This is a genomic window from Streptomyces sp. NPDC026377, from assembly GCF_055567715.1.
The window spans coordinates 441,521-465,280 of the sequence record NZ_JBVHPV010000001.1 but is presented as its reverse complement, the minus strand read 5'-3'; the positions used below and the strand labels follow the sequence as shown (position 1 = coordinate 465,280).

20 protein-coding genes and 1 tRNA gene are annotated in these 23,760 nt (G+C 72.9%); 11 read left to right on the top strand and 10 right to left on the bottom strand.

The window, feature by feature from the left end:
* Nucleotides 1-50: 50 nt before the first annotated feature.
* The 3 genes from cysS (at nt 51) to ACZ4MU_RS01910 (ending at nt 4,177) form a co-directional block, all read left to right on the top strand.
* Nucleotides 51-1,448 carry a cysteine--tRNA ligase gene (cysS, locus tag ACZ4MU_RS01920; protein WP_467869726.1) on the top strand — a complete coding sequence of 466 codons (1,398 nt, stop codon included), beginning with the start codon at nt 51-53 and terminating at the stop codon, nt 1,446-1,448.
* Between the two features lie 119 nt (nt 1,449-1,567).
* Complete coding sequence (gene rlmB / locus ACZ4MU_RS01915) at nt 1,568-2,527, top strand: 23S rRNA (guanosine(2251)-2'-O)-methyltransferase RlmB (RefSeq protein WP_467869724.1); 960 nt, start codon at nt 1,568-1,570, stop codon at nt 2,525-2,527.
* A 102-nt stretch (nt 2,528-2,629) separates the two neighbouring features.
* Complete coding sequence (locus ACZ4MU_RS01910) at nt 2,630-4,177, top strand: DoxX family protein (RefSeq protein ID WP_467869722.1); 1,548 nt, start codon at nt 2,630-2,632, stop codon at nt 4,175-4,177.
* Nucleotides 4,178-4,765: 588 nt separating this feature from the next.
* On the opposite strand, the gene ACZ4MU_RS01905 is transcribed toward ACZ4MU_RS01910, so the two are convergent.
* The 3 genes from ACZ4MU_RS01905 to ACZ4MU_RS01895 all read right to left on the bottom strand — a co-directional run bounded on the left by ACZ4MU_RS01905 (nt 4,766) and on the right by ACZ4MU_RS01895 (nt 7,336).
* Nucleotides 4,766-5,497, bottom strand: a complete 732-nt coding sequence (locus ACZ4MU_RS01905) for a nucleotidyltransferase family protein (protein ID WP_467869720.1) — start codon at nt 5,495-5,497, stop codon at nt 4,766-4,768.
* 51 nt (nt 5,498-5,548) lie between these two features.
* The gene (locus ACZ4MU_RS01900) at nt 5,549-5,959 is read right to left on the bottom strand and encodes a hypothetical protein (protein ID WP_467869718.1); all 411 of its coding nucleotides are present in this window, start codon (nt 5,957-5,959) and stop codon (nt 5,549-5,551) included.
* Between the two features lie 231 nt (nt 5,960-6,190).
* Nucleotides 6,191-7,336 (bottom strand): ABC transporter ATP-binding protein, encoded by a 1,146-nt coding sequence (locus tag ACZ4MU_RS01895; RefSeq protein ID WP_467869716.1) that lies wholly within the window; start codon nt 7,334-7,336, stop codon nt 6,191-6,193.
* Nucleotides 7,337-7,564: 228 nt separating this feature from the next.
* Between ACZ4MU_RS01895 and ACZ4MU_RS01890 the strand changes: the two genes are divergently transcribed.
* A tRNA-Thr gene (locus ACZ4MU_RS01890) sits at nt 7,565-7,641 on the top strand.
* A 122-nt stretch (nt 7,642-7,763) separates the two neighbouring features.
* A complete protein-coding gene (locus ACZ4MU_RS01885) occupies nt 7,764-9,899 on the top strand; it encodes a restriction endonuclease (protein WP_467869714.1) in 2,136 nt (711 codons plus the stop codon).
* Between the two features lie 34 nt (nt 9,900-9,933).
* On the opposite strand, the gene ACZ4MU_RS01880 is transcribed toward ACZ4MU_RS01885, so the two are convergent.
* Nucleotides 9,934-10,413 carry a GNAT family N-acetyltransferase gene (locus ACZ4MU_RS01880; protein WP_467869712.1) on the bottom strand — a complete coding sequence of 160 codons (480 nt, stop codon included), beginning with the start codon at nt 10,411-10,413 and terminating at the stop codon, nt 9,934-9,936.
* Between the two features lie 199 nt (nt 10,414-10,612).
* On the opposite strand from ACZ4MU_RS01880, the gene ACZ4MU_RS01875 reads away from it, so the two are divergent.
* Nucleotides 10,613-11,116 carry a hypothetical protein gene (locus ACZ4MU_RS01875; protein ID WP_467870601.1) on the top strand — a complete coding sequence of 168 codons (504 nt, stop codon included), beginning with the start codon at nt 10,613-10,615 and terminating at the stop codon, nt 11,114-11,116.
* 26 nt (nt 11,117-11,142) lie between these two features.
* On the opposite strand, the gene ACZ4MU_RS01870 is transcribed toward ACZ4MU_RS01875, so the two are convergent.
* Complete coding sequence (locus tag ACZ4MU_RS01870) at nt 11,143-11,811, bottom strand: pentapeptide repeat-containing protein (protein WP_467869710.1); 669 nt, start codon at nt 11,809-11,811, stop codon at nt 11,143-11,145.
* 111 nt (nt 11,812-11,922) lie between these two features.
* Between ACZ4MU_RS01870 and ACZ4MU_RS01865 the strand changes: the two genes are divergently transcribed.
* On the top strand, nt 11,923-13,080 hold the full coding sequence (locus ACZ4MU_RS01865; protein ID WP_467869708.1) for an NAD(P)-binding protein: 1,158 nt from the start codon (nt 11,923-11,925) through the stop codon (nt 13,078-13,080).
* A gap of 340 nt (nt 13,081-13,420) precedes the next feature.
* On the opposite strand, the gene ACZ4MU_RS01860 is transcribed toward ACZ4MU_RS01865, so the two are convergent.
* On the bottom strand, nt 13,421-14,047 hold the full coding sequence (locus ACZ4MU_RS01860; protein ID WP_467869706.1) for a response regulator: 627 nt from the start codon (nt 14,045-14,047) through the stop codon (nt 13,421-13,423).
* The gene (locus tag ACZ4MU_RS01855) at nt 14,044-15,249 is read right to left on the bottom strand and encodes a sensor histidine kinase (RefSeq protein WP_467869704.1); all 1,206 of its coding nucleotides are present in this window, start codon (nt 15,247-15,249) and stop codon (nt 14,044-14,046) included. Before ACZ4MU_RS01855 ends, ACZ4MU_RS01860 begins: the two co-directional genes overlap by 4 nt.
* Nucleotides 15,250-15,415: 166 nt before the next feature.
* On the opposite strand from ACZ4MU_RS01855, the gene ACZ4MU_RS01850 reads away from it, so the two are divergent.
* Nucleotides 15,416-16,012 carry a GlcG/HbpS family heme-binding protein gene (locus ACZ4MU_RS01850; protein ID WP_467869702.1) on the top strand — a complete coding sequence of 199 codons (597 nt, stop codon included), beginning with the start codon at nt 15,416-15,418 and terminating at the stop codon, nt 16,010-16,012.
* A 115-nt stretch (nt 16,013-16,127) separates the two neighbouring features.
* A complete protein-coding gene (locus ACZ4MU_RS01845; protein WP_467869700.1) occupies nt 16,128-17,525 on the top strand; it encodes a M1 family metallopeptidase in 1,398 nt (465 codons plus the stop codon).
* Between the two features lie 40 nt (nt 17,526-17,565).
* Here ACZ4MU_RS01845 and ACZ4MU_RS01840 read toward each other — a convergent pair whose 3' ends face one another.
* Together ACZ4MU_RS01840 and ACZ4MU_RS01835 are read right to left on the bottom strand one after the other, a co-directional pair.
* Complete coding sequence (locus ACZ4MU_RS01840; RefSeq protein WP_467870599.1) at nt 17,566-19,071, bottom strand: M4 family metallopeptidase; 1,506 nt, start codon at nt 19,069-19,071, stop codon at nt 17,566-17,568.
* A 444-nt stretch (nt 19,072-19,515) separates the two neighbouring features.
* On the bottom strand, nt 19,516-20,091 hold the full coding sequence (locus ACZ4MU_RS01835) for a TerD family protein (RefSeq protein WP_101388906.1): 576 nt from the start codon (nt 20,089-20,091) through the stop codon (nt 19,516-19,518).
* 175 nt (nt 20,092-20,266) lie between these two features.
* On the opposite strand from ACZ4MU_RS01835, the gene arfB reads away from it, so the two are divergent.
* Nucleotides 20,267-20,701, top strand: a complete 435-nt coding sequence (gene arfB, locus ACZ4MU_RS01830) for an alternative ribosome rescue aminoacyl-tRNA hydrolase ArfB (RefSeq protein WP_467869698.1) — start codon at nt 20,267-20,269, stop codon at nt 20,699-20,701.
* A 305-nt stretch (nt 20,702-21,006) separates the two neighbouring features.
* Here the strand turns inward: arfB and ACZ4MU_RS01825 are convergent, their stop codons facing one another.
* Nucleotides 21,007-21,480, bottom strand: coding sequence for a flavin reductase family protein (locus tag ACZ4MU_RS01825; protein ID WP_467870596.1), 474 nt, complete (start codon nt 21,478-21,480; stop codon nt 21,007-21,009).
* 511 nt (nt 21,481-21,991) lie between these two features.
* On the opposite strand from ACZ4MU_RS01825, the gene cdgB reads away from it, so the two are divergent.
* Entirely contained in the window at nt 21,992-23,659 is a 1,668-nt protein-coding gene (cdgB, locus tag ACZ4MU_RS01820; protein WP_467869696.1) for a diguanylate cyclase CdgB, read from the top strand.
* The last annotated feature ends 101 nt before the right edge of the window (nt 23,660-23,760 follow it).

Here is a 23,760-nt window from a genome sequence, read left to right as displayed (position 1 = left end):
CGTGGCCCAAGGGTCGCGGGGCACCGCCACGGGCCCACTACCCTGGACCCGTGACTATTCGCCTGTACGACACCAGCGCCCGGCAGATCCGTGATTTCACCCCGCTCGTGCCGGGCTGTGTCTCGATCTACCTCTGTGGCGCGACCGTGCAGGCCGCCCCGCACATCGGGCACGTCCGCTCCTACCTCGACTTCGACATCGCGCGCCGCTGGTTCCAGTACCGCGGCTACGACGTCACGTTCATCCGCAACGTCACCGACATCGACGACAAGATCATCGCGAAGTCGGCCGAACAGGGCCGCCCCTGGTGGTCGATCGGCTACGAGAACGAGCGCGCCTTCAACGACGGCTACGAGGCTCTCGGTTGCCTGCCGCCGACCTATGAGCCGCGCGCGACCGGGCACGTCCCGGAGATGATCGAGATGATGCGCGGTCTGATCGAGCGCGGTCACGCGTACGAGGCCGACGGCAGCGTCTACTTCGACGTGCGCTCCTTCCCGGGCTATCTGGAGCTGTCCAACCAGGACATCGACGACCTGCGCCAGCCCGACGAGGGCGTCGCGGGCAAGCGCGACCCGCGCGACTTCGCCATGTGGAAGGCGTCCAGGCCGGGCGAGCCCGACTGGGAGACGCCCTGGGGCCGCGGCCGTCCCGGCTGGCACCTGGAGTGCTCGGCGATGGCCCACAAGTACCTGGGCAGCGCCTTCGACATCCACGGCGGCGGCCGCGACCTGATCTTCCCGCACCACGAGAACGAGATCGCCCAGGCCAAGGCGTACGGCGACGACTTCGCCGCGTACTGGATGCACAACGCCTGGGTGACCATGTCCGGCGAGAAGATGTCCAAGTCGCTCGGCAACTCGGTCCTCGTCTCCGACATGGTCAAGCAGTGGCGCCCCATCGTGCTGCGCTACTACCTGGGCACCCCGCACTACCGCTCCACCATCGAGTACAGCGAGGAGGCCCTGCGCGAGGCCGAGTCGGCGTTCGCGCGCATCGAGGGCTTCGTCCAGCGCGTGGTCGAGAAGGCGGGGGGCGTGGTCGAGCCCGCCGCCGAGGTGCCGCCCGCGTTCGCCGAGGCGATGGACGACGACCTGGGCGTCCCGCAGGCGCTCGCGATCATCCACACCACGGTCCGCCAGGGCAACAGCGCGCTGGCCGCCGACGACAAGGAAGAGGCCGTCGCCCGCCTCGCCGAGGTCCGCGCCATGCTCGGCGTCCTCGGTCTTGACCCGCTGGACGCCCACTGGGCGGGCGAGGCGGACCGCGGGGAAGACCTGCACGGGGCCGTCGACACGCTCGTACGGCTGGTGCTCGAACAGCGCGAGGCGGCCCGCGCCCGCAAGGACTGGGCCACCGCGGACGCCATCCGCGACCAGCTGACCCAGTCCGGTCTGGTCGTCGAGGACAGCCCCGGCGGCCCCCGCTGGACCCTCGGCCCCCGCTGACGGGCAGGCGCGATGTGCCGCCCGGGCGACTGGGCGGCACACTTCATATACGTACGTACGCAGGACCCGCGGACGCCACGACACCCCGCAGGTCGCTCAATCACGGAAACAGGTAGGTCATGGCCGGGAACAGCCAGCGCAGGAACCGCCGCACGTCCAACAAGAAGGGCGCGACGGTCGGCAGCGGTGGCCAGCGGCGCCGGGGCCTGGAGGGCAAGGGCCCGACGCCCCCCGCGGAGGCCCGCAAGAAGCACAAGAAGAACCGCATCGCCACCGCCAAGGCCAAGCAGGCCGCGACCCGCCGCCCCGCCCCGCGCCGCGGCGGCCCCAAGGGCACGTCCGAGATGGTCGTCGGCCGCAACCCGGTCTTCGAGGCCCTGCGCGACGGCGTCCCGGCGACCACGCTGTACGTGCAGCAGTACATCGACAACGACGAGCGGGTGCGCGAGGCGCTCCAGCTCGCGGGCGAGCGCGGCAACATCCACCTGATGGAGGCCCCGCGCGCCGAGCTCGACCGGATGACCAACGGGCTCAACCACCAGGGCCTGGTCCTCCAGGTCCCGCCGTACGAGTACGCGCACCCGCAGGACCTCCTGGAGGCCGCGTACGACGCGCACGACGAGCCGCTGATCGTCGCCCTCGACGGCGTCACCGACCCGCGCAACCTCGGCGCGATCGTCCGCTCCACCTCCGCCTTCGGCGGCCACGGCGTGGTCGTGCCCGAGCGCCGCGCGGCCGGGATGACGGCGGGCGCCTGGAAGTCCTCGGCGGGCACCGCCGCCCGTACGCCGGTCTCGCGCGTCACCAACCTGACCCGCGCCCTGGAGGACTACAAGAAGGCCGGTGTCACGATCGTCGGCCTCGCCGCCGACGGCGAGCACACGGTCGAGGAGCTGGAGGCGCTGGCCGGTCCGGTCGTCATCGTGATCGGCAGTGAGGGCAAGGGCCTGGGCCGCCTGGTCGGGGAGACCTGCGACTACCGGGTGCGCATCTCGATGCCGGGCGGCGCCGAGTCGCTGAACGCCGGTGTCGCGGCGGGCATCGTGCTCTACGAGGCCGCGCGCCGCCGCAAGGGCTGAGGCACGGATCCGCCCGGCGCCCGTCCGGAGTAGGTGATCTTGACGGGCCTCGGACAGATCGCGAGCGTCAAGCAGTGTCCTAAACCACCGTCACTCGGTTAGATGAGTGTGGACACCAGAACGCCCCGGCCCGGGTTCGACGATCAGCCTGCCTTGAGTATGGTCAAGGTGGACTCCGACCCGGCGCAGGTCATCGTCAACCACGCCAGTTTCCGGGTGCACTTCGCCCCGAAGGCCCAGTCGAAGCACCTTTTGAGGGACCCGGCGAGGATGCCGGCCGCCTCCGGGGCGGCCCGCCGCCGGGCCCCGGTGGTGTGGAGCGGCCGGGCGGCGCCCGGGGCGACCGGTCTGTTGCAGGCGGTGCGCGGCCTGGACGCGCCCGCCGCGCCGGGCGAGGCGCTCGACGTGGGCACCACCCAGACCATCCCGCGCGTCGACGAGGACACCAGGCCGACGCCCGTGGTGGTCGGCCCGCGCGCGCCGCTCGCGGACTCCGGGGCCGGCGCGGAGACGGCCCTGCTCCAGGCGGTGCGCGCCCAAGGGGCGTACGGGGACGGCGACTTCGACGAGTTCGAGCGCGGCTACGGCGAGGACGGCCCCGAAGGGCCCGACGGCTCCGACGCGCGCGGCCAGCGGCACGGCGCGGACCAGGTGCGCCACGCGTACTACCCGGGCCGCCGGATGAACCTCGGCGTGGTCCTGCTCCCGCTGCGCGTCTTCCTCGGCTTCATCTCCGTGTACGCGGGGATGGGCAAGCTCTGCGACCCCGTCTACTTCGACGGCGGCGAGCGCGGCTCGATGATGAAGTGGCTCAACTCGCTGCACCCGTGGGCCCTCGCCGAGCCGCTGCGCACCTTCGCGATCCAGCATCCGGTCGGGGCGGGCCTGTCGGTGGCCTTCCTCCAGATCGTGGTGGGCGTGCTGACCATGCTGGGGCTGTGGCAGCGGGTCGCGGCGGTGTTCGGAGCGCTGCTCTCGGCGGCCCTGCTGCTGACGGTGAGCTGGCAGACCGTCCCGGCGTACGACGCGCCGGACTTCATCTACCTCGCCGCCTGGTCCCCGCTGATCACGGCGGGCGCGCCGGTGTACTCGCTGGACGCCCGCCTGGCCGGGGAGGCGTGGCGCCGCCTCGGCCCGCGCTCCACGCTGTGGGAGCTGCGGCGGCGGGTGCTGCGGCGGGGCACGGTGATGGCGACGGTGGTGGTCGGGCTGACCCTGGTGATCGGGTCGCTGCTCGGTGGTGCGGTGCGCTCCACCGAGATGGTGACGGTGCCCGGGCCGCACTCCGACCCCACCAACTACCTCCCGGGCACGCCGCTGGCGCCCACGCCGCACACCCCGTCCGTACGTCGCCCCGGCTCGCCCCGGCCTTCCGTGAGCGGGTCGGCCAAGCCGTCGGTGAAGCCGTCGAAGCGGGCGGCGTCGAAGTCGGTGCGGGAGTCGGGGGCCGTGGGGGGTGTCCCCAGCCGGACGTCCCAGGGGACGACGGGGCACAAGGCTCCGGCGCCCCGCCACAAGCCGGCGCCGGTCGCGCCGCCGCCGTCGACGACATCCGGGCCGGCGTCCACGGGGGGTGCGTCTGCTCCGTCCGGAGGGGCGGGGGGGACTACCGGGGGTAATCGGAATCCGATCGGTGGCCTACTGGGCTGAGGGGTTCAGCCCCCGCCCCGCCCCTTCCCCAAACCCTCCGGGGGCGGGGGAGGGGCGGGGCTGCTCTTCCCCGGGGGCTACGCCCCCGCCCCCGACCGTGTCCTGCGGCCCCGGCGCCTCCCTGCGGCCCCGGCGCCTCCCTGCGGGGCCTGCGGTCCCCGCACCCCGCCACGGGGACTGCGCCCCCCCCAGCCCCCTCTTCTGCCTGCGGACCATGCTGGGTTGCTCGCGCAGTTCCCCGCGCCCCTAGGAGGTTGGGGGCGTCCCGGGCGTTGTGTCCGGGTGCTCAGGTGCTCAGGGGGTTGCCTGTTCTGGGCGTTGGGGCTCGGGAGGGGCCGGAGGCCCCTTTGGGGGCGCGGGGAACAGCGCGAGCAACCCAGCACGGTCCGCCGACGAAGGAGCCGCACAGCGGGGCGCCGGGGCGCGGGATCCACCGGGGTCCGAGGGCGCAGCCCGTAGCGGGGTGCAGGGGCCGCAGGCCCCGCCTGGGGCTCGGGGGCGTAGCCCCGGGGACTGGCTTCGTACCCCGCGCAGCCCCCCGCCCCCGGAGGGGTTGGGGAAGGGGCGGGGCGGGGGAGAGCAACGCCCTCAGTGGCGCCCCGTCGCCAGTTCCTTCGCCGCCTCCGTCAGATCCTTCGCCGTGTCGATCGCCCGCCAGTACGCCCCGTGCGGCAGCGGAAACCCGGCCAGGCGCCGCTCGCGGGCCAGGCGTGGGAACGTGGTGCGCTCGTGGTCGCCCCGGTCCGGCAGCATCCCCGTGAAGGCGGACGAGAACACGTACACGCCGGCGTTGATCAGATACGGCGACGGCGGGGACTCGATGAAGTCCGTGATGTGCCCGAACGCGTCCGTCTCGACCGCCCCCCACGGGATGCGGGGACGGGCCAGCGCCAGCGTGGCCGTCGCGTCGCGCTCCCCGTGGAAGGACGCCATCTCGCGCAGCGAGAACCGCGTCCAGATGTCACCGTTCGTGGCGTACCAGGGCTGGTCGGCGTGCGGCAGGTGCGCCGCCGCGTATTTGAGGCCGCCCCCGCGCCCCAGCGGCTCGCTCTCGACCACCGTCGTGACGCGCAGCGGAAGGTCCGCCGAGTCCAGCCACTCCTGGAGTACGTCGGCGAGGTGGCCGCAGGAGATCACGGCGTCGGTGACGCCCTCCGCCGCGAGCCAGGCAAGCTGATGGCCGATGATCGGGGTCCCGGTTCCCGGGATCTCGACCATCGGCTTGGGGCGGTCGTCGGTGTACGGACGCAGTCGTGAGCCCTGGCCGCCCGCCAGGACCACGGCCTGCGTCGGGAAGGTCGAAGTCGTGCTCGCAGTCATGCGGTGAACCCTATGCCGTGGACCGGACGCGGTACGGCCGGGCTGCCGCGCTCAGGACTCCTGGGCCACGCCGGAGGCGAACGACGTGTCGCAGACGGGGCGCGAGTACGACTGGGCCTTGGCGGGGCCGTACTGCTCCACGGCGGCCCGTCCCAGCGCACGCGCGATCGACATGCAGTGCTTGGCGAGGGAGGGGCGCTGCTCCACCTCGCGCTGGAGGTGGGTGAGGGCGGTCCCGGGGTCCTTCTCCTGGAGCTCGACGAGGAGTGCGTCGCGCAGGACGTCCTGCGGGGCGCGCGGCTTCGCGCGTACGGAGACGTCCTGGGAGGAGGCGGTCAGCAGCTGCGAGTCGCTGGTCCCGGCCCAGTTGACCCGGGTGACCGCGAGCGTCCCGGAGAGGACGAGGACGACGGGCAGGACGAGAGCTAGGGTGCGGCCGATTCGGCGGGCTGTGTGCGTCACGGAGGCGAGCGTAGCGGGGAGTAATGATTTGGCGACATTTAGTCACCCGGTCGAGGGATGGTTCGAGGCGGTTTTTCGAATCCCGTGTTGACGAACAATGTTCGAAATGGGCGGTCTGCCGGGGTATTTGTCGCCAGCTCCCGTCGGAGAGGCGACAGCTTTCGTCGGGGACACGGGAAAGCCCCGCACCCCGGTAGGAGGGTGCGGGGCCGGCTGACGTGCCGCCGTACGTCAGTCGCTGAGGCGCTCGCCCGTCGAGGTCGAGAAGACATGCGTCTCGCCGGGCCGCGGGACCACGTGGAGCTGGGAGCCCTTCTCGGGGACCGAGCGGCCGTTCACCCGGACCACGAGGTCCTTCTGCTCGCCGCCGACCTCGGCCGTGCCGTAGACGTAACCGTCGGCGCCGAGCTCCTCCACCACGTTCACCGTGACGGCGAGGCCGGCGGGGTCGGCGTCGGAGTCCTTGGAGAGGGACGCCACGGACGCGGCGACGCCGCCGCCCAGCTCGACGATGTCGAAGTGCTCGGGCCGGACGCCGACCGTCACCGTGCGGTCGCCCCGGTCGGCCGCCGCGGACAGCGCCTCCCGGCTGACGGGGACCACGCTGTTGCCGAACTTCACACCGCCGTCGGTGATCGGGACCTCGACCAGGTTCATCGCGGGCGAGCCGATGAAGCCCGCGACGAAGAGGTTGGCCGGGCGGTCGTACATGTTGCGCGGCGAGTCGACCTGCTGGAGCAGACCGTCCTTGAGGACCGCCACGCGGTCGCCCATGGTCATGGCCTCGACCTGGTCGTGGGTGACGTACACCGTGGTGATGCCCAGGCGCCGCTGGAGCGAGGCGATCTGGGTACGGGTGGAGACGCGCAGCTTGGCGTCGAGGTTGGAGAGCGGCTCGTCCATGAGGAAGACCTGCGGCTCGCGCACGATGGCGCGGCCCATGGCGACGCGCTGGCGCTGACCGCCGGAGAGGGCCTTGGGCTTGCGGTCCAGGTACTCGGTGAGGTCGAGGATCTTCGCCGCCTCCTCGACCTTCTTGCGGATCTCCGCCTTGTTGACCCCGGCGATCTTGAGCGCGAAGCCCATGTTGTCGGCGACGGTCATGTGCGGGTAGAGCGCGTAGTTCTGGAACACCATGGCGATGTCCCGGTCCTTCGGCGGGAGGTGGGTGACGTCGCGGTCGCCGATGCGGATGGCTCCGCCGTTGACGTCCTCCAGGCCCGCGAGCATCCGCAGGGAGGTGGACTTTCCGCAGCCCGAGGGGCCTACGAGGACGAGGAACTCGCCGTCCTCGATCTCGATCTCGAGCCCGTCGACCGCGGGCTTGGTGGAGCCCGGGTAGATCCGGGTCGCCTTGTCGAACGTGACAGTGGCCATGACAGACCTGTCCCTTCACCGGCAGGAACGTGCCGGACGATCCGAGTAGAGGGAGAAGTGGTGTAGTCCACCTGGGTGGGCTGCACGAGACGCTACCCGGCGCTGTCCGATCTGTCAGCAGGTGCGGGAGGGGAACTTCCTGGAGCCGCCGATCGTGCTCTGTGTAGAGTGAGGGAGCCCCCGTCGCGAGGTGGGGGCGCCTCGCGTGCGCGGCCCGGCGCACGTGCCGCCGCCTTAGCTCAGTTGGCCAGAGCGCTTGACTTGTAATCTTGAGGTCGTCGGTTCGATTCCGACAGGCGGCTCCACCGAAACACCGCGTCACACCGTGTCCCGGACCTTTCTGGTCCGGGACAATTGTGTTTCAAGGGGCGCTCGGGGTGCCTGGGGTGCTTCGAGGGGTGTGCGGGGAAAGGGGCCGGGGAGCCGTATGAGTCGTCGTTCCAGCGGGTTGGCCGGGGTGTGGGCCCAGGCGCAGCGCCAGCAGCAGCGCGAGCGGGAGGACCAGCACCGGACGGCGGTCCAGCAGCAGCGGCAGATGGAGCGCCGGCAGCGGGAGTACGAGAGGGACGCCGCGCGGGTCCACCGCGAGCAGCGGGCGGCCTACCGCCAGAGCCGGGAGGCGGACGCCCGCCGGCGCTCGCAGGAGCTGGACGCGCGCGTGGCGGAGCTCACGGGGCTGCTGGCGGCGGGGTGCGCGCAGCCGGCGTTCCGTACGGGGTCGCTGCTGCGCGAGGAGGGCGTGGAGCCGTTCTCGCCCGGGGCGCTGGCGCGGCCGGTGCCGATGCCGGACCCGGCGCGCTACGAGGCCCCGGGCGGCTGGTCGGGCCGGCGCGCCCAGCAGGAGGCCCGGGCCGCCTACCGGCGGGACTGGGACGCGGCGCAGGTCGCCGAGACCGAGCGCCGCCGCCAACTGGCCGACTACCGGGCGCGGTACGAGTCCTGGGCGCGCGAACGGCTCGCGGAGGTCCGGAACCACAACGCGGGCGTGGCCGAGCTGGTGGCCGGTCTGCGCGCGGGCGAGCCCGACGCGGTCGTCGAGTACTTCTCGGCGGCGCTGTACGCGGCCTCCGCCTGGCCCGAGGGCTTCCCCCGCCAGGTCTCCTGCGCGTACGACCGGGGCGCCCGCCAGCTGGTGGTGGACTGGGAGCTGCCCGCCTTCGACGTGGTCCCCGCCGCCAAGTCCGTACGGTACGTGGCCAGTACGGACGAGGAGCGCGAGTCGGCCCGTCCGCTGACCCAGCGGCGGGCGCTGTACCGGGACGTGCTGGCGCAGAGCGTGCTCCTGGTGGTGCGGGACCTGTTCGCGGCGGACGAGTACGGCGTCCTGGACGCGGTGGCGCTCAACGGCTTCGTGGACGACGTCGACCCGGCGACCGGTCGCCGGGCCGAGATCGTGCTGGCCTCCGTCATGGTGGACCGGGCGGTCTTCGAGGGCCTGAACCTCACGCAGGTGAGCGCGGTGGACTGCCTGGTGGAGGCGGTGCGGGGCCGGCTCTCGGCCCGCCCGGACCAGCGCACCGCGGTGGCAGCGGTGCGCCGCCCGGGCGAGGTCGGCAGCGGCGTGCTCACCCATGGCGCGGACCGCGAGGAGGACCCGGACCTGTTCGTGATGGACCCGATCGTCTTCGAGTCCCTGGTGGCGGAGTTGTTCCGGGCGCGCGGGATGGACGCGGTGACCACCCAGCGCTCCAACGACGGCGGCGTGGACGTGGAGGCGGTGGACCCCGACCCGATCAGCGGCGGCCGGATCATCGTCCAGGTCAAGCGCTACCGCAACACGGTCCCGCCCACCGCGGTCCGCGATCTGTACGGCACGGTCCAGGCGGCCGGCGCCAACAAGGGCGTCCTGGTCACGACTTCGGGCTTCGGCCCCGGTTCGTACGCCTTCGCGCAGGGCAAGCCGCTGACCCTGGTGTCGGGGGCGGAGCTGGTGGAGCTGCTGCGCGCGTGCGGACTGCGGGGGAGGCTGGGGGAGCGGCCCGGGCGCGGGGCGCCGGACGGGACGGGTCCCTCGGGCACGCTGGTGGACATACCGGCGGCGGGCGCGGACGACGAGCCGGAGGCGCCCGGGGCCGACGCGGACTTCAACGTCCTGGGCATGACGTGGAGCGGGTCGGTGGTCCTGGACGTGTGCGCGCTGGTGTGCGAGGGGAGCCGCGTCCTCGACGACGCCCACTTCGTCTTCTTCAACAACCGTGAGATACCCGGCGGTTCGGTGCGGATGGTGCCGGGCGCGCTGGGCGACCGGGCGGCGGTCCGGGTGGCGTTCGACGCGCTGCCGGGCCGGGCGGACCGCCTGGTCCTGGTCGCCTCGGTCGACCCCGAGGCGAACCCGGACGCGGACCTCTCCGGCTTCACGGACGCGGCCGTCCGGCTGCGCGACGCGGCGGGCACGGAACTGGACCGCCTGGAGGTCTCGGACGGCCGCGCGGGCGAAACGGCCCTGGTCCTCGGCTCGTTCCGGCGCAGGGCGGGGGGCGACTGGGACTTCGTGGTGGGCGGGAAGGGGTACCGGGGCGGCCTGGAGGAGCTGGTGGGGGACTTCGGGGTCGAGGTGGAGTAGGGCGGGGGCGTCAGGGTGCGCCGGCCGCCGCCTGCTAGCGGTCGGTCGCGCCCAGCTCCGCCAGTGCCTCGTCCGCCAGGCGGTAGACCGTCCACTCGTCCTGCGGCCGGGCGCCCAGCGACTCGTAGAAGGCGATGGACGGGGCGTTCCAGTTCAGGACCGACCACTCCAGGCGCCCGTAGCCACGGGCCACGCAGATGCGGGCCAGCTCCGTCAGGAGGGCCTTGCCGTGGCCGCCGCCGCGCAGTTCGGGGCGTACGTACAGGTCCTCCAGGTAGATGCCGTGCACTCCGCGCCAGGTGGAGAAGTTGAGGAACCAGAGCGCGAAGCCCGCGGGCTCGCCGGTGTCGGTCTCGGCGATGTGCGCGTACGCCGCCGGGTGCTCGCCGAACAGCGCCTGGTGCAACTGCTCCGGCGTCGCCCGCGCCTCGTCCGGGCACTTCTCGTACATGGCCAGCTCGCGGACCATGGCGTGGATGACGGGGACGTCGTCGGGCGTCGCGGTACGAATCATGGCCGCAGGGTAGCCGGGCGGGACGGCGGAACGGCCGCGGGGGTTCCGCCCGCACCGTCCTGAGCTGCCGCGACGGCCCGGGAGACGAGCCTCCGGCAGTACTGGGGGCGGGGCGGAACCCCGTGGAGGGGGGAAGCGCGGCCCGGCAGCACGGGGGGCTCAGGAACGTGTGTGCGTCGCGGGCGTGGGACCATCGAGCGTGCTCGACATCGGCTACTCCCTCTCCAACCGCTTCCCCGACCCCCCACAGACCGACTACCGCCGCGCAGACATCCACACCCTGCGCCACGACCTCTTCTGCGGAGACGTCTACCTCGCCGACACCAAGGCGGACCGCGAGGTGTCCACAGCCTGGGGATGGGTGCCGGTGCTCGACTTCGCCTGGGCGCTCTGCGACACCGTGGAGGCGCTCGACCGCGACCCGCGCGGCAGCCGCTCCTCCCGGAGCCAGTACGCCGAGATCGACTTCACCGAGTCCAGCGACCGCATGCTCTTCGAGCGCCGCTTCGGCTGGGTGGACGTCGAGGCCGACTGGATGCCCGGCGACGAGCCCCCGCTCACCTTCAGCCACCGCCTGCTGCGCCGCGAGGCCCGCGACTTCCTGCACGACGTGATCGCCGACCTCAGCGACATGCACGACGACCTCGCCGAGAACCCCGTCATCTGGACCCTCCAGGCCCGCTTCCCACGCCTGACGGACTGACGGACGCACCGGGGGCGGGCCCGGCCTCACGCCACCACCCGCACCCCCATCTGCGCCGCCAACGCCGGCGCCAGGTCGACCAGCTGGGACGGGGTGATCACCGCGCCCGCCAGGCGGTCCACGCCCCGGGCGATGTCCAGGACCGCGGCCCCGCGCAGGTCCACGTCCTTCATCCGGGCCCCGGTGAAGTCCGCCCCGCGCACCTCGCAGCCCGCGAACGCCACCCGGTCGAGCCGGGCCGCCGCGAAGTCCGGCTCGGCCAGGACGCAGTTCTCGAAGACCACGTCCCGCAGGTCCGTGTCGCGCAGATTGAGGTAGTCGATCTTTCCGCCGCGGATCAGGACCCGTTCGAGCACCGCGCCGGGCAGCTGCACACCGCCCATCCGGACGTCGTGGATCTCCACGTCGCGCAGGGACGCGCGCGAGAGGTCGGTCCCCACGCCCCGGATCCCCGAGAGCAGCGTGTCGATGAGACGGGCCCCCGGCAGCCGCGTCCCGTCCAGCACGCAGCCGAAGACCCCGCAGTCCATGAAGCGGGCCCCGGTGCCCTCCTGGCCCGACAGGTCAAGATTCCGGAACTCCAGGCCGTCGTAGTCACCCTCCGGTTCCAGTTCCGCCGGACCGTGTGGTGCCAGCGGGGGCAGCCGGACCTCCGGACGCCGCACCGCCGTCACTTCGCTCGCCCTCTTCGCCATGACTCCATGCTGGACCACGCCACTGACAACCGCCCCAACCCTACCTGTCACATTCCACCCTCCTTCCTCCGTCTCTAACGATGAGTGCCCGTACAGCGACAGGAGAGCAGAATGGACCGGATCACCGTCATCGGCGGCGGCCTCGCCGGGCTCACCGCGGCCATCACCGCCGCCGAGTCCGGCGCCCGGGTGAACCTGTACGAGTCGCACCACACGCTGGGCGGGCGCGCGCGTACGGCCGAGGGCCCGTACCTCACGAACGACGGTCCGCACGCGCTGTACAACGGCGGTCCGCACTGGACCTGGCTCAAACGCAGGGGGCTGCTCGGGCAGGTCGCCTCCGTACCGCCGCTGGAGGCCGCGAGATTCCGCTTCCACTGGGACGGCTCGCTGCGGCACACTCCGCCTCTGGCCCTGCTGAAGCTGGCCCGGCAGAGTCCGCAGGGCGCCCCCGTGGACAGCGACTTCGCGTCCTGGGCGGCCGGGATCGTCGGCGCGAAGGCGGCCAGGGCAGCCGCCAACTACGCGGCGGTCGCCCTCTTCCACCACGATCCCGGCTCGCTCTCCGCCGCGTTCGTCCAGGAGCGGCTGCACCGCGCCGCCGCGCTGCCGCCCGAGGCGCGCTATCCGGTGGGGGGCTGGGGCGCGCTGGTGGACCGGATGGCCACGCGCGCGTGGGAGCTGGGGGTGCACGTGGAGACCACCGCGCGCGTGGACGCGCTCCCCGACGACCACGGGCCGGTGGTCGTCGCGACCTCCCTCGACGCCGCGCGTCGGCTGCTCGGGGACGACTCGCTGCGCTGGACCAGCGGTCGTACCGTCCTGCTGGACATCGGGCTCACCAGCCGCCGGGGGGACCCGTTCGTCGTCTCCGACCTGGAGACCCCGGGCTGGATCGAACGCTTCACGGCCGCGGGCCGTACGCTCGCGCCGGCCGGGCACACGCTCCTCCAGGCCCAGTTCCCCATCGCGCCGCACGAGTCGAAGGCCGACGGGGTCGCGCGGGGCGAGCGGCTGCTGGACGCGGCGTACGCCGGGTGGCGCCAGCGGCTCACGTGGCGGCGGGACGCGCTGGCGGCGGGGCGTACGGGGGCGGTGGATCTGCCCGGGACCACGTGGCGCGACCGTCCCGCGATCGATCGCGGCCACGGGGTGTTCCTGGCGGGGGACCAGGTGGCGGCGCCGGGGGTCCTGTCGGAGGTGGCGTTCGCGAGCGGGGTGGAGGCGGGGCTGGCTGCGGTGCGGGGGTTGCGGATGGCCGCGGCGTGAACGGACGAGCCCTTTTGCCCGGGGTCCGTCCGAACCGTGGGTGGCCGCTCGCGCAGTTCCCCGCGCCCCCTTTGGGCCGGGGTTCTGGCTGCGGGCCGGTGGGTGGCTGGTCGCGCAGTTCCCCGCGCCCCTGAAGGGCTGGACCTCGTCTGACGGTTGACTTGGGTTGCTCGCGCGGTTCCCCGCGCCCCTGGTGGGGACCCGGGCCTCGGGCGGCGGCAGGTTGGGGCCGAGCGTTGTTGTTCCGGGGGCGGCCGGTTGCCTCGGGGGCGCGGGGAACTGCGCGGGCGGCCCAGCACGGTTCGCGGACGAAAGGCGGGGGCGGGGTGGGGGCAGAACCTCACGGCAGCAGACGTCGCTCCTTCCCCCGTGCCACCGCCCCCGCCCGCCCCTCCACCCCCAACTTCTCGTAGATCCGCCCAAGATGCGTCTTCACCGTCGCCTCACTGATGAACAGCGCCCGCGCGATCTCCCGGTTGCCCAGCCCCCGGGACAGCTGCGCCAGGATGTCCAGCTCGCGGTCGGTGAGCGAGGGCGCGCCCGTACCCCGCATCCGTTCCATGACGCGGCTCGCCACCGGTGGCGACAGCGCCGTGCGGCCCTGGGCCGCCGCGCGGATCGCCGCGAACAGCTCCTCCGGGCGCTCGGCCTTCAGCAGATAGCCCGTCGCCCCCGCCGCGATCGCCCGGGTGATGTCCGCGTCCGTGTCGTACGTCGTCAGGACGAGCACCCGAACCCCCGCACCCGCGATCCGCCGCGTCGCCTCGACTCCGTCGATGCCCGGGCCGAGCTGGAGGTCCATCAGCACCACGTCGGGCCGTACCCGGGCCGCCGCCGCGACCGCCTCCTCGCCGCTGCCCGCCTCCCCGACCACCTCGATGTCGGGCTCGCTGCCGAGCAGGGCGAGCAGCCCGGCCCGTACGACCGCGTGGTCGTCGCACAACAGGATCCGTACCACCGCGTTCACCGTTCCTCCAGGGGGATCGCCGCCGACAGCACCGTGCCCTCGCCGGGCGCCGACTCCACCGTCAGCGTCCCCGCGAGCTGCCGCACCCGCGCCCGCATCGCGGGCAGTCCGTGACCCCGGCCGCCCCGGGGAGCCACGCCCGCGACCGCGAACCCGCGCCCGTCGTCCGCCACGTCCAGCACGATCTGGTCACCCAGATAGGTGAGGGTGAGCGCGGCCGTGGCCGCCCGGGCGTGCTCGGTGGCGTTCGCCAGCGCCCCCTGGGCGATCCGCAGCAGCGCCGACTCGACCCGGTCGGGCAGCGCCACCGGCACACCGTCGACGTGCAGCCGTACGTCCAGGCCGGACTCGGCCGCCGCCCGCGCGGCCAGCGCCCGCAGCGCCTGCGGCAGACTGCCGCCCGCCGCGAGCTCCGCGGGCGCGAGGTCGTGGACGAAGCGGCGCGCCTCGGCGAGGTTGCGCTCCGCGATCGACTCGGCCGTACGGACGTGGCGGCGGGCCGCCGCCGGGTCGGACTCCCACACCCGCTCGGACGCCTGGAGCAGCATCTGCTGGCTGGACAGGCCCTGGGCGAGCGTGTCGTGGATCTCCATGGACAGGCGCTGACGCTCCGCGAGTGTGCCCTCGCGCCGCTCGGTGGCGGCCAGTTCGCGCCGGGTGCGGAGCAGGTCGTCGATGAGCAGCCGCTGGCGGTCGCCCTGGCGCTGCATATGGACGAAGACGGCGGTGGCGACGGCCGCGACGGCGGGCGGCGCGATCACCAGGTTGGGGTCGACCCCGTCGGCCAGCCTCAGCTGCGCGGCCACCACGAACGCCGTCAGCAGCGCCACCAGCACCAGCGCGGCCCGCGTCGCCAGTGTCCGCAGCCCGGTGTAGAACAGCGGCACCGCGCACCACGAGAAGCTCGGCGCGAGCACCACCAGCACCATCCACACCGCCACCACCACCCCGAGCCAGCCCAGCCGCCGGGGCGTGGGCCGAGGTCCCAGGGCGGGGCCGAGGACGTACAGCGCGGCCAGGGCCGCCGACAGGGCGACGATCCACGCGGTGCGGCCGTCGCCGGGGTGGCGGATGAGGAAGCGCGCGAGCGAGGCGCCGAGCAGCAGGAAGAAGGCGGCGTGCATCACCGCGGGCAGCCAGCGTTCGTCGCCTGCGGGACGGACGGCCCGCGCACCGGCGCGGCGCTCTGCCCCTGCCTCCATCGTCCGGCTCCTGACCTGCGCGTACGTACGTATCCGTACTCATCCTCACCCGGTACGGCCACCCTCGCATCAGCCGATCGGATGACGGCCGGGTCCACCGGTCCGCCCGCCGGGAGCAGCCGGTGCGCCGACCGTCCGGCGCCCCGGCCGGGCCCACGATCGAAGCATGGACACGAACATGAACGCGAACACGAACGCTCACCGCCGCCAGGTCAGCCGCCGCACCAAGAAGGTCGTGCTCGGCGCCCTCGCCGCCGCGGCCCTGGCCGCCGGTACCTTCGGCGCGGTCGGCGCCAGCGCCGCCGCCCCCGCCGCCGAGGCGCCCGCCGCCGTCCGGGCCGACGCGGGCGACCGCAACCTCACCCACACCACCCGCCTCACCGTCGCCGCCGCGACCAAGGCCGCCACCGCTGCCCTGGACGCCGCCCGCAAGGACAACCAGCGTGTCTCGGTCGCCGTCGTCGACCGCGACGGCAACACCGTGGTCACCCTGCGCGGCGACGGCGCGGGCCCGCAGTCGTACGAGTCGGCCGAGCGCAAGGCGTACACGGCCGTCTCCTGGAACGCCCCCACCTCCGTGCTGGCCGGCCGCCTCGCCCAGGCGCCCCAGCTCAAGGACATCCCCGGCACGCTCTTCCTCGCGGGCGGCGCGCCCGTGCAGGCCCAGGGCGCCCCGATCGCGGGCATCGGCGTGGCCGGCGCCCCCAGCGGCGACCTGGACGAGAAGTTCGCCCAGGCGGGCGTGGCGGCGCTGAACAGGTAGCCGCGCCCGGGCCCCAGCCGCCGACGGCACGAGCCGCCCCTCACCTGGCGCGAAACCGTCCCCGCGCCCCGCGCCCCCAAGCCCTCCCGCGCCCCCCCGCCCGTAGGATCGCCGTGTGGATCATCGCAGCGCGATACGCCGGCTCACCCTCCCCGCCGCGGCCCTCCTGCTCGCCCTCGGCGGGTGCACGGGCGGGGTGGAGGGCAAGCCGGGGACGGCGGGGCTGCGGGACGGGCTCTTCCCCCGGCTGGGCAACGGCGGGTACGACGCCGAGCACTACAGCGTCGTCCTCGACTACGACCCGGCCCGCGGCCACCTCACCGGCCGCGTCACCCTCGACGCCCGCGCCACCCGCGCCCTCAGCGCCTTCAACCTCGACTTCGCGGGGATGGAGGTGGTCTCGGCGACGGTCGGCGGGGAGCGCGCGGACGCCAACCGGGCGGGCAACGAGCTGACCCTGCGCCCGGCGGACGAGATCGGCAAGGGGGAGCGGTTCCGTACGACCGTGGCCTACTCCGGGACCCCCAGGGCCCTGACCGACCGGGACGGCTCGCACGAGGGCTGGCTGCGGACGGCCGGCGGCGGCGCGCTCGCGCTCGGCGAGCCCGCCGGGTCGATGAGCTGGTTCCCCTCCAACAACCATCCCGCCGACAAGGCCACGTACGACCTGGCGGTCACGGTGCCCGAGGGGCTGACGGCGGTCTCCAACGGCGAGCTCGCCTCGACGGCCACCAGGAACGGGCGCACCACGTTCACCTGGCACACCGGAGAGCCGATGGCGAGCTATCTGGCGACGGTGGCGATCGGCCGGTACGACCTCAAGGCGGGCAGGACGGCGTCGGGACTGCCCTTCCACACCGCGGTCGACCGGGACGCGGCGAAGGAGTCCGCCGAGGTGGTCGGGCAGCTCCCGGAGATCGTGGCCTGGGGGAAGGAGAACTTCGGCCCCTACCCCTTCTCCTCCACCGGGGTGATCGTGGCGCCCGAGGGATCGGCCGAGTACGCGCTGGAGACCCAGAACCGGCCGGTGATCCCCGCCGACCAGCTCGACACCACGACACTCGTCCACGAGCTCGCCCACCAGTGGTTCGGCGACTCGGTGACGCCCCGGCGCTGGAAGGACATGTGGCTCAACGAGGGCTTCGCGACGTACGCGGAGTGGCTGTGGAGCGAGGACCACGGCGGCAGGTCCGCCCAGGCGCACTTCGACGAGGTGTACGCCAAGGCGGCCGACGACGAGGTGTGGGACTTCCCGCCCGCCGAGCCCCCGTCGGCCGCCAGGATCTCGGACAAGCCGGTGTACGAGCGCGGGGCGATGGTGGTCCACCGGATCCGCCGGGCCCTCGGGGACGACGCGTTCTACGACCTCGTCCAGGGGTGGACGAAGCGGTACCGGCACGCGAACGCCTCCACCGAGGACTTCACCCGGTTCGTGGAAGAGCGGTCCGACGAGGACCTGACGGATCTGTGGGACGCCTGGCTCTACGGGGAGGGCAAACCCAAGTCCCCGTAGAGCCTGGCGGGTTGTGCCGCCGGGTCGGCCTACCGGTGTGTCACTTCACGTTGACGGCGGTCCAGGCGGCGGCCACCGTCTTGTACTCGGTGCTGCTCGCCCCGTACAGGTCGGCCGCGGCCTGGAGGGTCGTGGTGCGCGCCTTGGCGTAGTTGGTCGTCGACGTCATGTAGGTGGACAGCGCCTTGTACCAGATCTTGTACGCCTTGGTCCGGCCGATGCCGGTGACCTTGGAGCCGTCGGAGGTCGGGGAGTTGTAGCTCACTCCGTTGATGACCTTCGCGCCACTGCCCTCGGACAGCAGGTAGAAGAAGTGGTTGGCGACGCCGGACGAGTAGTGCACGTCCTTGTTGCCGACCGTGCTCGACCAGTAGTCGGCCGACTGGCCGTCCTTGCTGGGCTTGTCCATGTAGCGCAGCGGGGTGCCGTTGCCGCGGATGTCGATCTTCTCGCCGATGAGGTAGTCACCGGGGTCGCTGGCGTTGTTGGCGAAGAACTCCACCGACGTGCCGAGGATGTCGCTGGTGCCCTCGTTGAGGCCGCCGGACTCCTTGCTGTAGTTGAGCTTCGCGGTGGCGGCGGTCAGGCCGTGGCTCATCTCGTGCCCGGCGACGTCGAGCGCGGTGAGCGGCTTGAGGTTGTTCGCGCCGTCGCCGTACGTCATGCAGAAGCAGCTGTCGTCCCAGAAGGCGTTGACGTACGCGTTGCCGTAGTGGACGCGGGAGTACGCGGCCTTGCCGTTGCCCGCGATGCCGTTGCGGTTGAGCTCGGCCTTGTAGAAGTCCCAGGTCACGGCGGCGCCGTAGTGCGCGTCCACACCGGCGGTCTCGCGGTTCTGCGGGGTGCCGTCGCCCCAGGTGTCCACCGGCTTGGTGAAGAGGGTGCCGGTGCCGGAGGAGCCGTGCTTGAGGTCGTACGTCCTGTGCCCGCCGCGTCCCGCGTCCGTCAGGCTGTACGTGGTGCCGGACTTGGAGGTGCCGAGGGTGACCTTGCCCGAGTACTCGCTGGTGCCGGTCCCGGTGTCGATGGCCTCGTACGAGTAGAGCTCGGCGCCGGTCGCCGCGTCGGTGATGACGTGGCGCTCGCTGGGGGTGCCGTCGCGCTGGGTGCCGGTGAGGACGGCCTCGTAGGCCAGGACGGGCCTGCCGCTCGCGGCCCAGACGACCTTGCGGGCGTGGGCCGGGGCGGCCTTGAGCGAGGCGCCCGGGGTGGCCACGGATATCCGGGCCTCGGTGCTCTTGCTGACCCCCTTCAGGCTGCCGTCCTTCTTGGCGTGGACGACGAGGTCGCCGCCGAGGACGGGCAGGCCGTCATAGGTGCGCTCGTAACGGGTGTGGACGGTGCCGTCCACGTCCTTGACGACGTCCCGTACGACGAGCGCCTCCTTGGCGCCGAGACCGAGTTGGCGGGCGGCGGCGGGCGCGGCGGCCTGGGCGGCCTGGAGCGCGCCGGCGCGCTCGGCCACACCGAGCACGCGGGCGCCGGCACCCGCCTCGCGGTCGGCGGCTCCGGCGCTGGTGCCCGACTGGACGCCGACGACGACCATGGCGGCGGTGGCGGCAAGTGCGGCGGCACGCAGGGAAGTTCTCACGGCGGGGTCTCCTTCACTCGATCCGTTGCGCGGTGGGGGTGCGCGGTGGGGGGTGGTGCGAGTGGGTGGTCCCCGTGCGGGTGGGGCCCGTCCGGGCGGTGTCCGCACAGGGGTTGGGCGCAGACGCGTGGGGCGCGTCTGCGTGTGGTGCGTGGGGGGAGCGTGCCAGCCGGTGACCGGTTTTTGACAGGGTACCGACAAGTATTTGACTGGAATGTGTCCGTCAGGGGGTGCGGGGTGTCCGGTAAACGTGCGGTTCGCGGGGGCGGGAACCGGGTACCGGGCGCGGGCACGCCGAAGCCCCCGGCGCCGGGGGCGCGGGGGGCTTCGGGGATCGTTCTCTCAGGCGCTGGTGGCGACGCGCGCGCCGGAGTCCGTGCCGGTGCCGGTGGCGGTCGCTCAGACGTTGACGCCGAAGTCCTGGGCGATGCCGACGAGGCCCGAGGCGTACCCTTGGCCGACCGCGCGGAACTTCCACTCCGCGCCGTTGCGGTACAGCTCGCCGAAGACCATGGCGGTCTCGGTGGCGGCGTCCTCGCTCAGGTCGTAGCGCGCGATCTCGGCGCCGCCGGCCTGGTTGATGATGCGGATGAAGGCGTTGCGGACCTGGCCGAAGTTCTGCGAGCGGTTCTCCGCGTCGTAGATGGAGACCGGGAAGACGATCTTGTCGACGTCGGCGGGGAGGCCGGCCAGGTTGACGTTGATCTGCTCGTCGTCGCCCTCGCCCTGGCCCGTGACGTTGTCACCGGTGTGGACGATGGTCTGGTCCGGGGTGGACTTGTTGTTGAAGAAGACGAAGTGCGCGTCCGAGTAGACCTTGCCCGCCGGGTTGACCGCGATCGCGGAGGCGTCGAGGTCGAAGTCGGTGCCGGTGGTCGTGCGGACGTCCCAGCCGAGGCCCACCGTGACGGCGGTCAGGCCCGGGGCCTCCTTGGTGAGCGAGACGTTGCCGCCCTTGGACAGGCTTACAGCCATGGGAAGTCCCCTTCATCGTGATGTGCGGGCTACGGCCGTTCCCGAAGCTACCGTCATCCCTCATAACGTCGGCAGGGCATGCCGGGTTCCAGTTGGCTTTACTTTCTTTGCCGGAGGGCGCGGGCGGACGGGTGCCGCGCAAAAGAGGGTGACGCGGCGCGTCGCTCGGGGGACCATGGAGCCCATGTCCGGGCCCTACCTCATCCGCGGCTCCGTCTCCCTTCCGGAGGCCGAGCTCATGTGGCGTTTCTCGCGGTCCTCCGGGCCCGGCGGGCAGCACGTCAACACCAGCGACTCGCAGGTGGAGCTCCGCTTCGACCTCGGGCGTACGGAGGCGCTGCCGGAGGTGTGGAAGGAGCGGGCACTGTCGCGGCTGGCTTCGCGGCTGGTGGGCGGGGTGGTGACGGTGCGGGCCTCCGAGCACCGGTCGCAGTGGCGCAACCGGGAGACGGCGGCGGTGCGGCTGGCGGCGCTGCTCGCCGAGGCGACGGCGCCGCCGCCGAAGCCGCGGCGGGCCACGCGGATTCCTCGGGGGATCAATGAGCGGCGGTTGCGGGAGAAGAAGGCGCGGGGGGAGACGAAGCGGGGCCGCACGGGCCGCGACTGGTAACCCCCCTCCCCGGGGCTGCGCCCCGGACCCCCCTCTACGGGGCTGCGCCCCGAGCCCCGCTTTCGTCAGCGGGCCGGTGGCCGGCTGGTCGCGCAGTTCCCCGCGCCCCTGATGGGGCCGGTGGTCTGGTGCGGGTTGTGGAGGCTTGCTCGCGCAGTTCCCCGCGCCCCTAGGTGGTTGTTCGTCTGCGGGTTAATGGTGGGTTGCTCGCGCAGTTCCCCGCGCCCCTAAGTGCCCAGGGGCGCGGGGAACTGCGCAATCAGGCCCTGACCCGGCCGCAGTCCGAGGGCTTCGGGGAGCCGGGGTCAGCCCAGGTGGCGGTAGCGGCCGCGGAAGTACGTCAGCGGCCCCCCCTCCGCACTGGGCAACTCCACCCCCAGCACCCGGGCGATCACCAGCGTGTGATCGCCGGCCTCCACCCGCTGCTCCGTCCGGCACTCCAGCGTCGACAGCGCACCCCCCACCAGCGGAGCGCCGCTCAGCTCACCCCTCTTGTAGGGGATGTCGTCGAAGAGCAGGCGGTCGCTGATGCGGCCCTTCATCGCGAAGCGGCCCGCGATGTGGCGCTGGCTCTCCGAGAGGACCGAGACCGCCCAGAGGGGCTGCTCGGCGAGCAGGTCGTCCATGCGGGAGCCGTTGCGTACGCTCACCAGGATCAGCGGCGGGTCGATGGAGACGGACAGGAACGCCGTGGCCGTCATGCCGACGTCCTCGCCGCGCGGGCCCGCGTCCCCGTCGTGGGCGGTCACCAGCACCACCCCCCCGGCCAGCCGGGACATCGCGGCGCGGAATTCGTCATTGCTCACCCCCTCAGCATGGGGGGTCTGCGACGGCAGGGACGGGAGAGCTCGGAGAACGTCTGTCTGCAACACGTACAGAACGCTAGTCTCCGGGGTCAACGCCGCACATCGGGCCCTGGGACCAGAGAGGTCCTAGGACCAGGGAGGACCGGGGGGACCGGGCCGGAGCCCGCCGTACTGCAAACCGGGACCCCCGCACCACGCCCTCCCCGCCCCCGAAAACCGGCATTAACGCCTGTTTGCATTCCGAAATTCTGCGGAGCGCTCCCACTCCCGACAGGGCCTCCGTCATCACCCCGTGTGACTTGAGTCACAGAGTGCAGTAATTGTTGACCCTGTGTACCGAGTGGGCAGCTCGCTGTGATTCAGTGACGGGGACGTTGCACGAAAAGCGCCCACGGGGAAGCCGGAAGCCGGGCCGGAAGCCGGAGAAGAAGCACGCCGAATCAGGATCCTGGAGTTGCTGTCGAGGTCTCGGGGAGAGCGAGCAATGGAGACCGAGTCGGAGCCGTACGTCCGTCTTGCGACTCTGCGGCAGCTGCATCAGGTGGTCACCGACCTGAACACGGCCCGCAGCCTGGCGGACACGCTGCAGACCGTCGCCGACGGCGTCATCGCCGGGCTCGGATACGAGCTGGCCTGCGTCAATCTCGTACGCCCTGACGGCGATCTCGTGGTCGCCGCCTTCGCGGGGAACGCCGCCGCCGAGGCCCTGATCACCGGACGGGTCGGCTCGCGCGCCTCCTGGGAGCGCCGGCTCACCATGGGCGAGGGCTGGGGCGACCTGCGGTTCATCCCGCACACCGAGGGCTGGGTGCTCCTGGAGGACGACGTCCCGCAGTGGTACACCGAGGGCCCCGAGCCGCGCTTCGAGGACGAGTGGCACCCCCAGGACCGCCTCTACGCGCCGATGTACGCCTCCGGGGGCGGGCGCGAGCTCCTCGGCGTCATCTCCGTCGACAAGCCGCGCAACGGGCGGCGCCCGGGCGCCTGGGGGCGCGAAGCGCTCCAGATGTACGCCTCCCAGTCCGCCATTGCGATCAGCAACGCCCGGCTTCGCGCAAACATGCAGCGCGCGCTGGTACGCCTGGAGCGGGAGCAGCAGGCGCTGCGCGCCAGCGAGGAGAGCTTCCGGCAGGCCTTCGAGTACGCGCCGTCCGGCATGGCCATCGCCGAGATGGGCGGTGACCAGCACGGACGCCTGCTGCGCACCAACGACGCGCTCTGCCGACTGCTCGGCAGGCCCGCCGCCGCCATGCGCCGCTACTCCTTCGCCGACCTCGTCCACCCCGAGGACATAGGGCTCCTGCTGCGCACCTCGGCCGAGGGCGGCCGCGCCGAGCTGCGGCTCGGGCGCCGCGACGGCTCGTACGTCTGGGTGTCGCTGCGCAATTCCGTCGTCGCCGATACCGCCGACGGTCCCCGTTTCCTGCTCACCCATGTCGAGGACATCGAGGAGCGCAAGCGGCACGAGCTCCAGCTCGCCCACCGCGCCTCGCACGACTCGCTCACCGGACTGCCCAACAGCGCGGAGCTGCGCGCCCGCCTCTCCGCGCGGCTCTGCCAGCGGCCGTACGCGGTGGGCGCCACCGCCGTGGAGGCGCTGGACGCGGCGTACGGGGAGGTGCGCGACGGGCGGCCCGAGACCCCGGGGCACGCGGTCTGCGACCCCGGCTTCGACTTCGGCCCGGTGCCGGGCGCGGGGCCCTTCGACCACCATGTGCACATGGTCGCCCCCGAGGGTGACGTGGACGACGGCAGCAAGGGGCTCGCGGTCCTCTTCTGCGACCTCGACGGCTTCAAGTCGATCAACGACCGGTTCGGTCACAACACCGGCGACGCCGTCCTGATCGAGGTCGCGCGCCGGCTCACGACCGGCGTGCGCGACGGCGACACGGTCGCCCGGCTCGGCGGTGACGAGTTCGTCGTCCTCGCCGACGGCCTGGGCGCGGCCGACGCGGCCGACCTCGCGGTCCGGCTGCGCAACGCGATCATCCCGCCCATCAGGGTGGACGGACGGGCGGTCCGGGTCGGGGCGAGTTTCGGCATCGGCTGGGCCAGCTGCGGGATGTCCGTCGAGGAGGTCCTGCGCTCCGCCGACCAGCGGATGTACATCGAGAAGCGGTCGCGCGCGAAGGTCCACCGGCGCGCCGGTTAGCTCCCTGCCGCCGGGGCGTGCGGCCGAGGTCGCGGCCATGGTGTCGGCCGTTCGGGGTAGGCTCGGCCGGTCGGCGACGGCTGGCGAACAGTGAGGAGTGA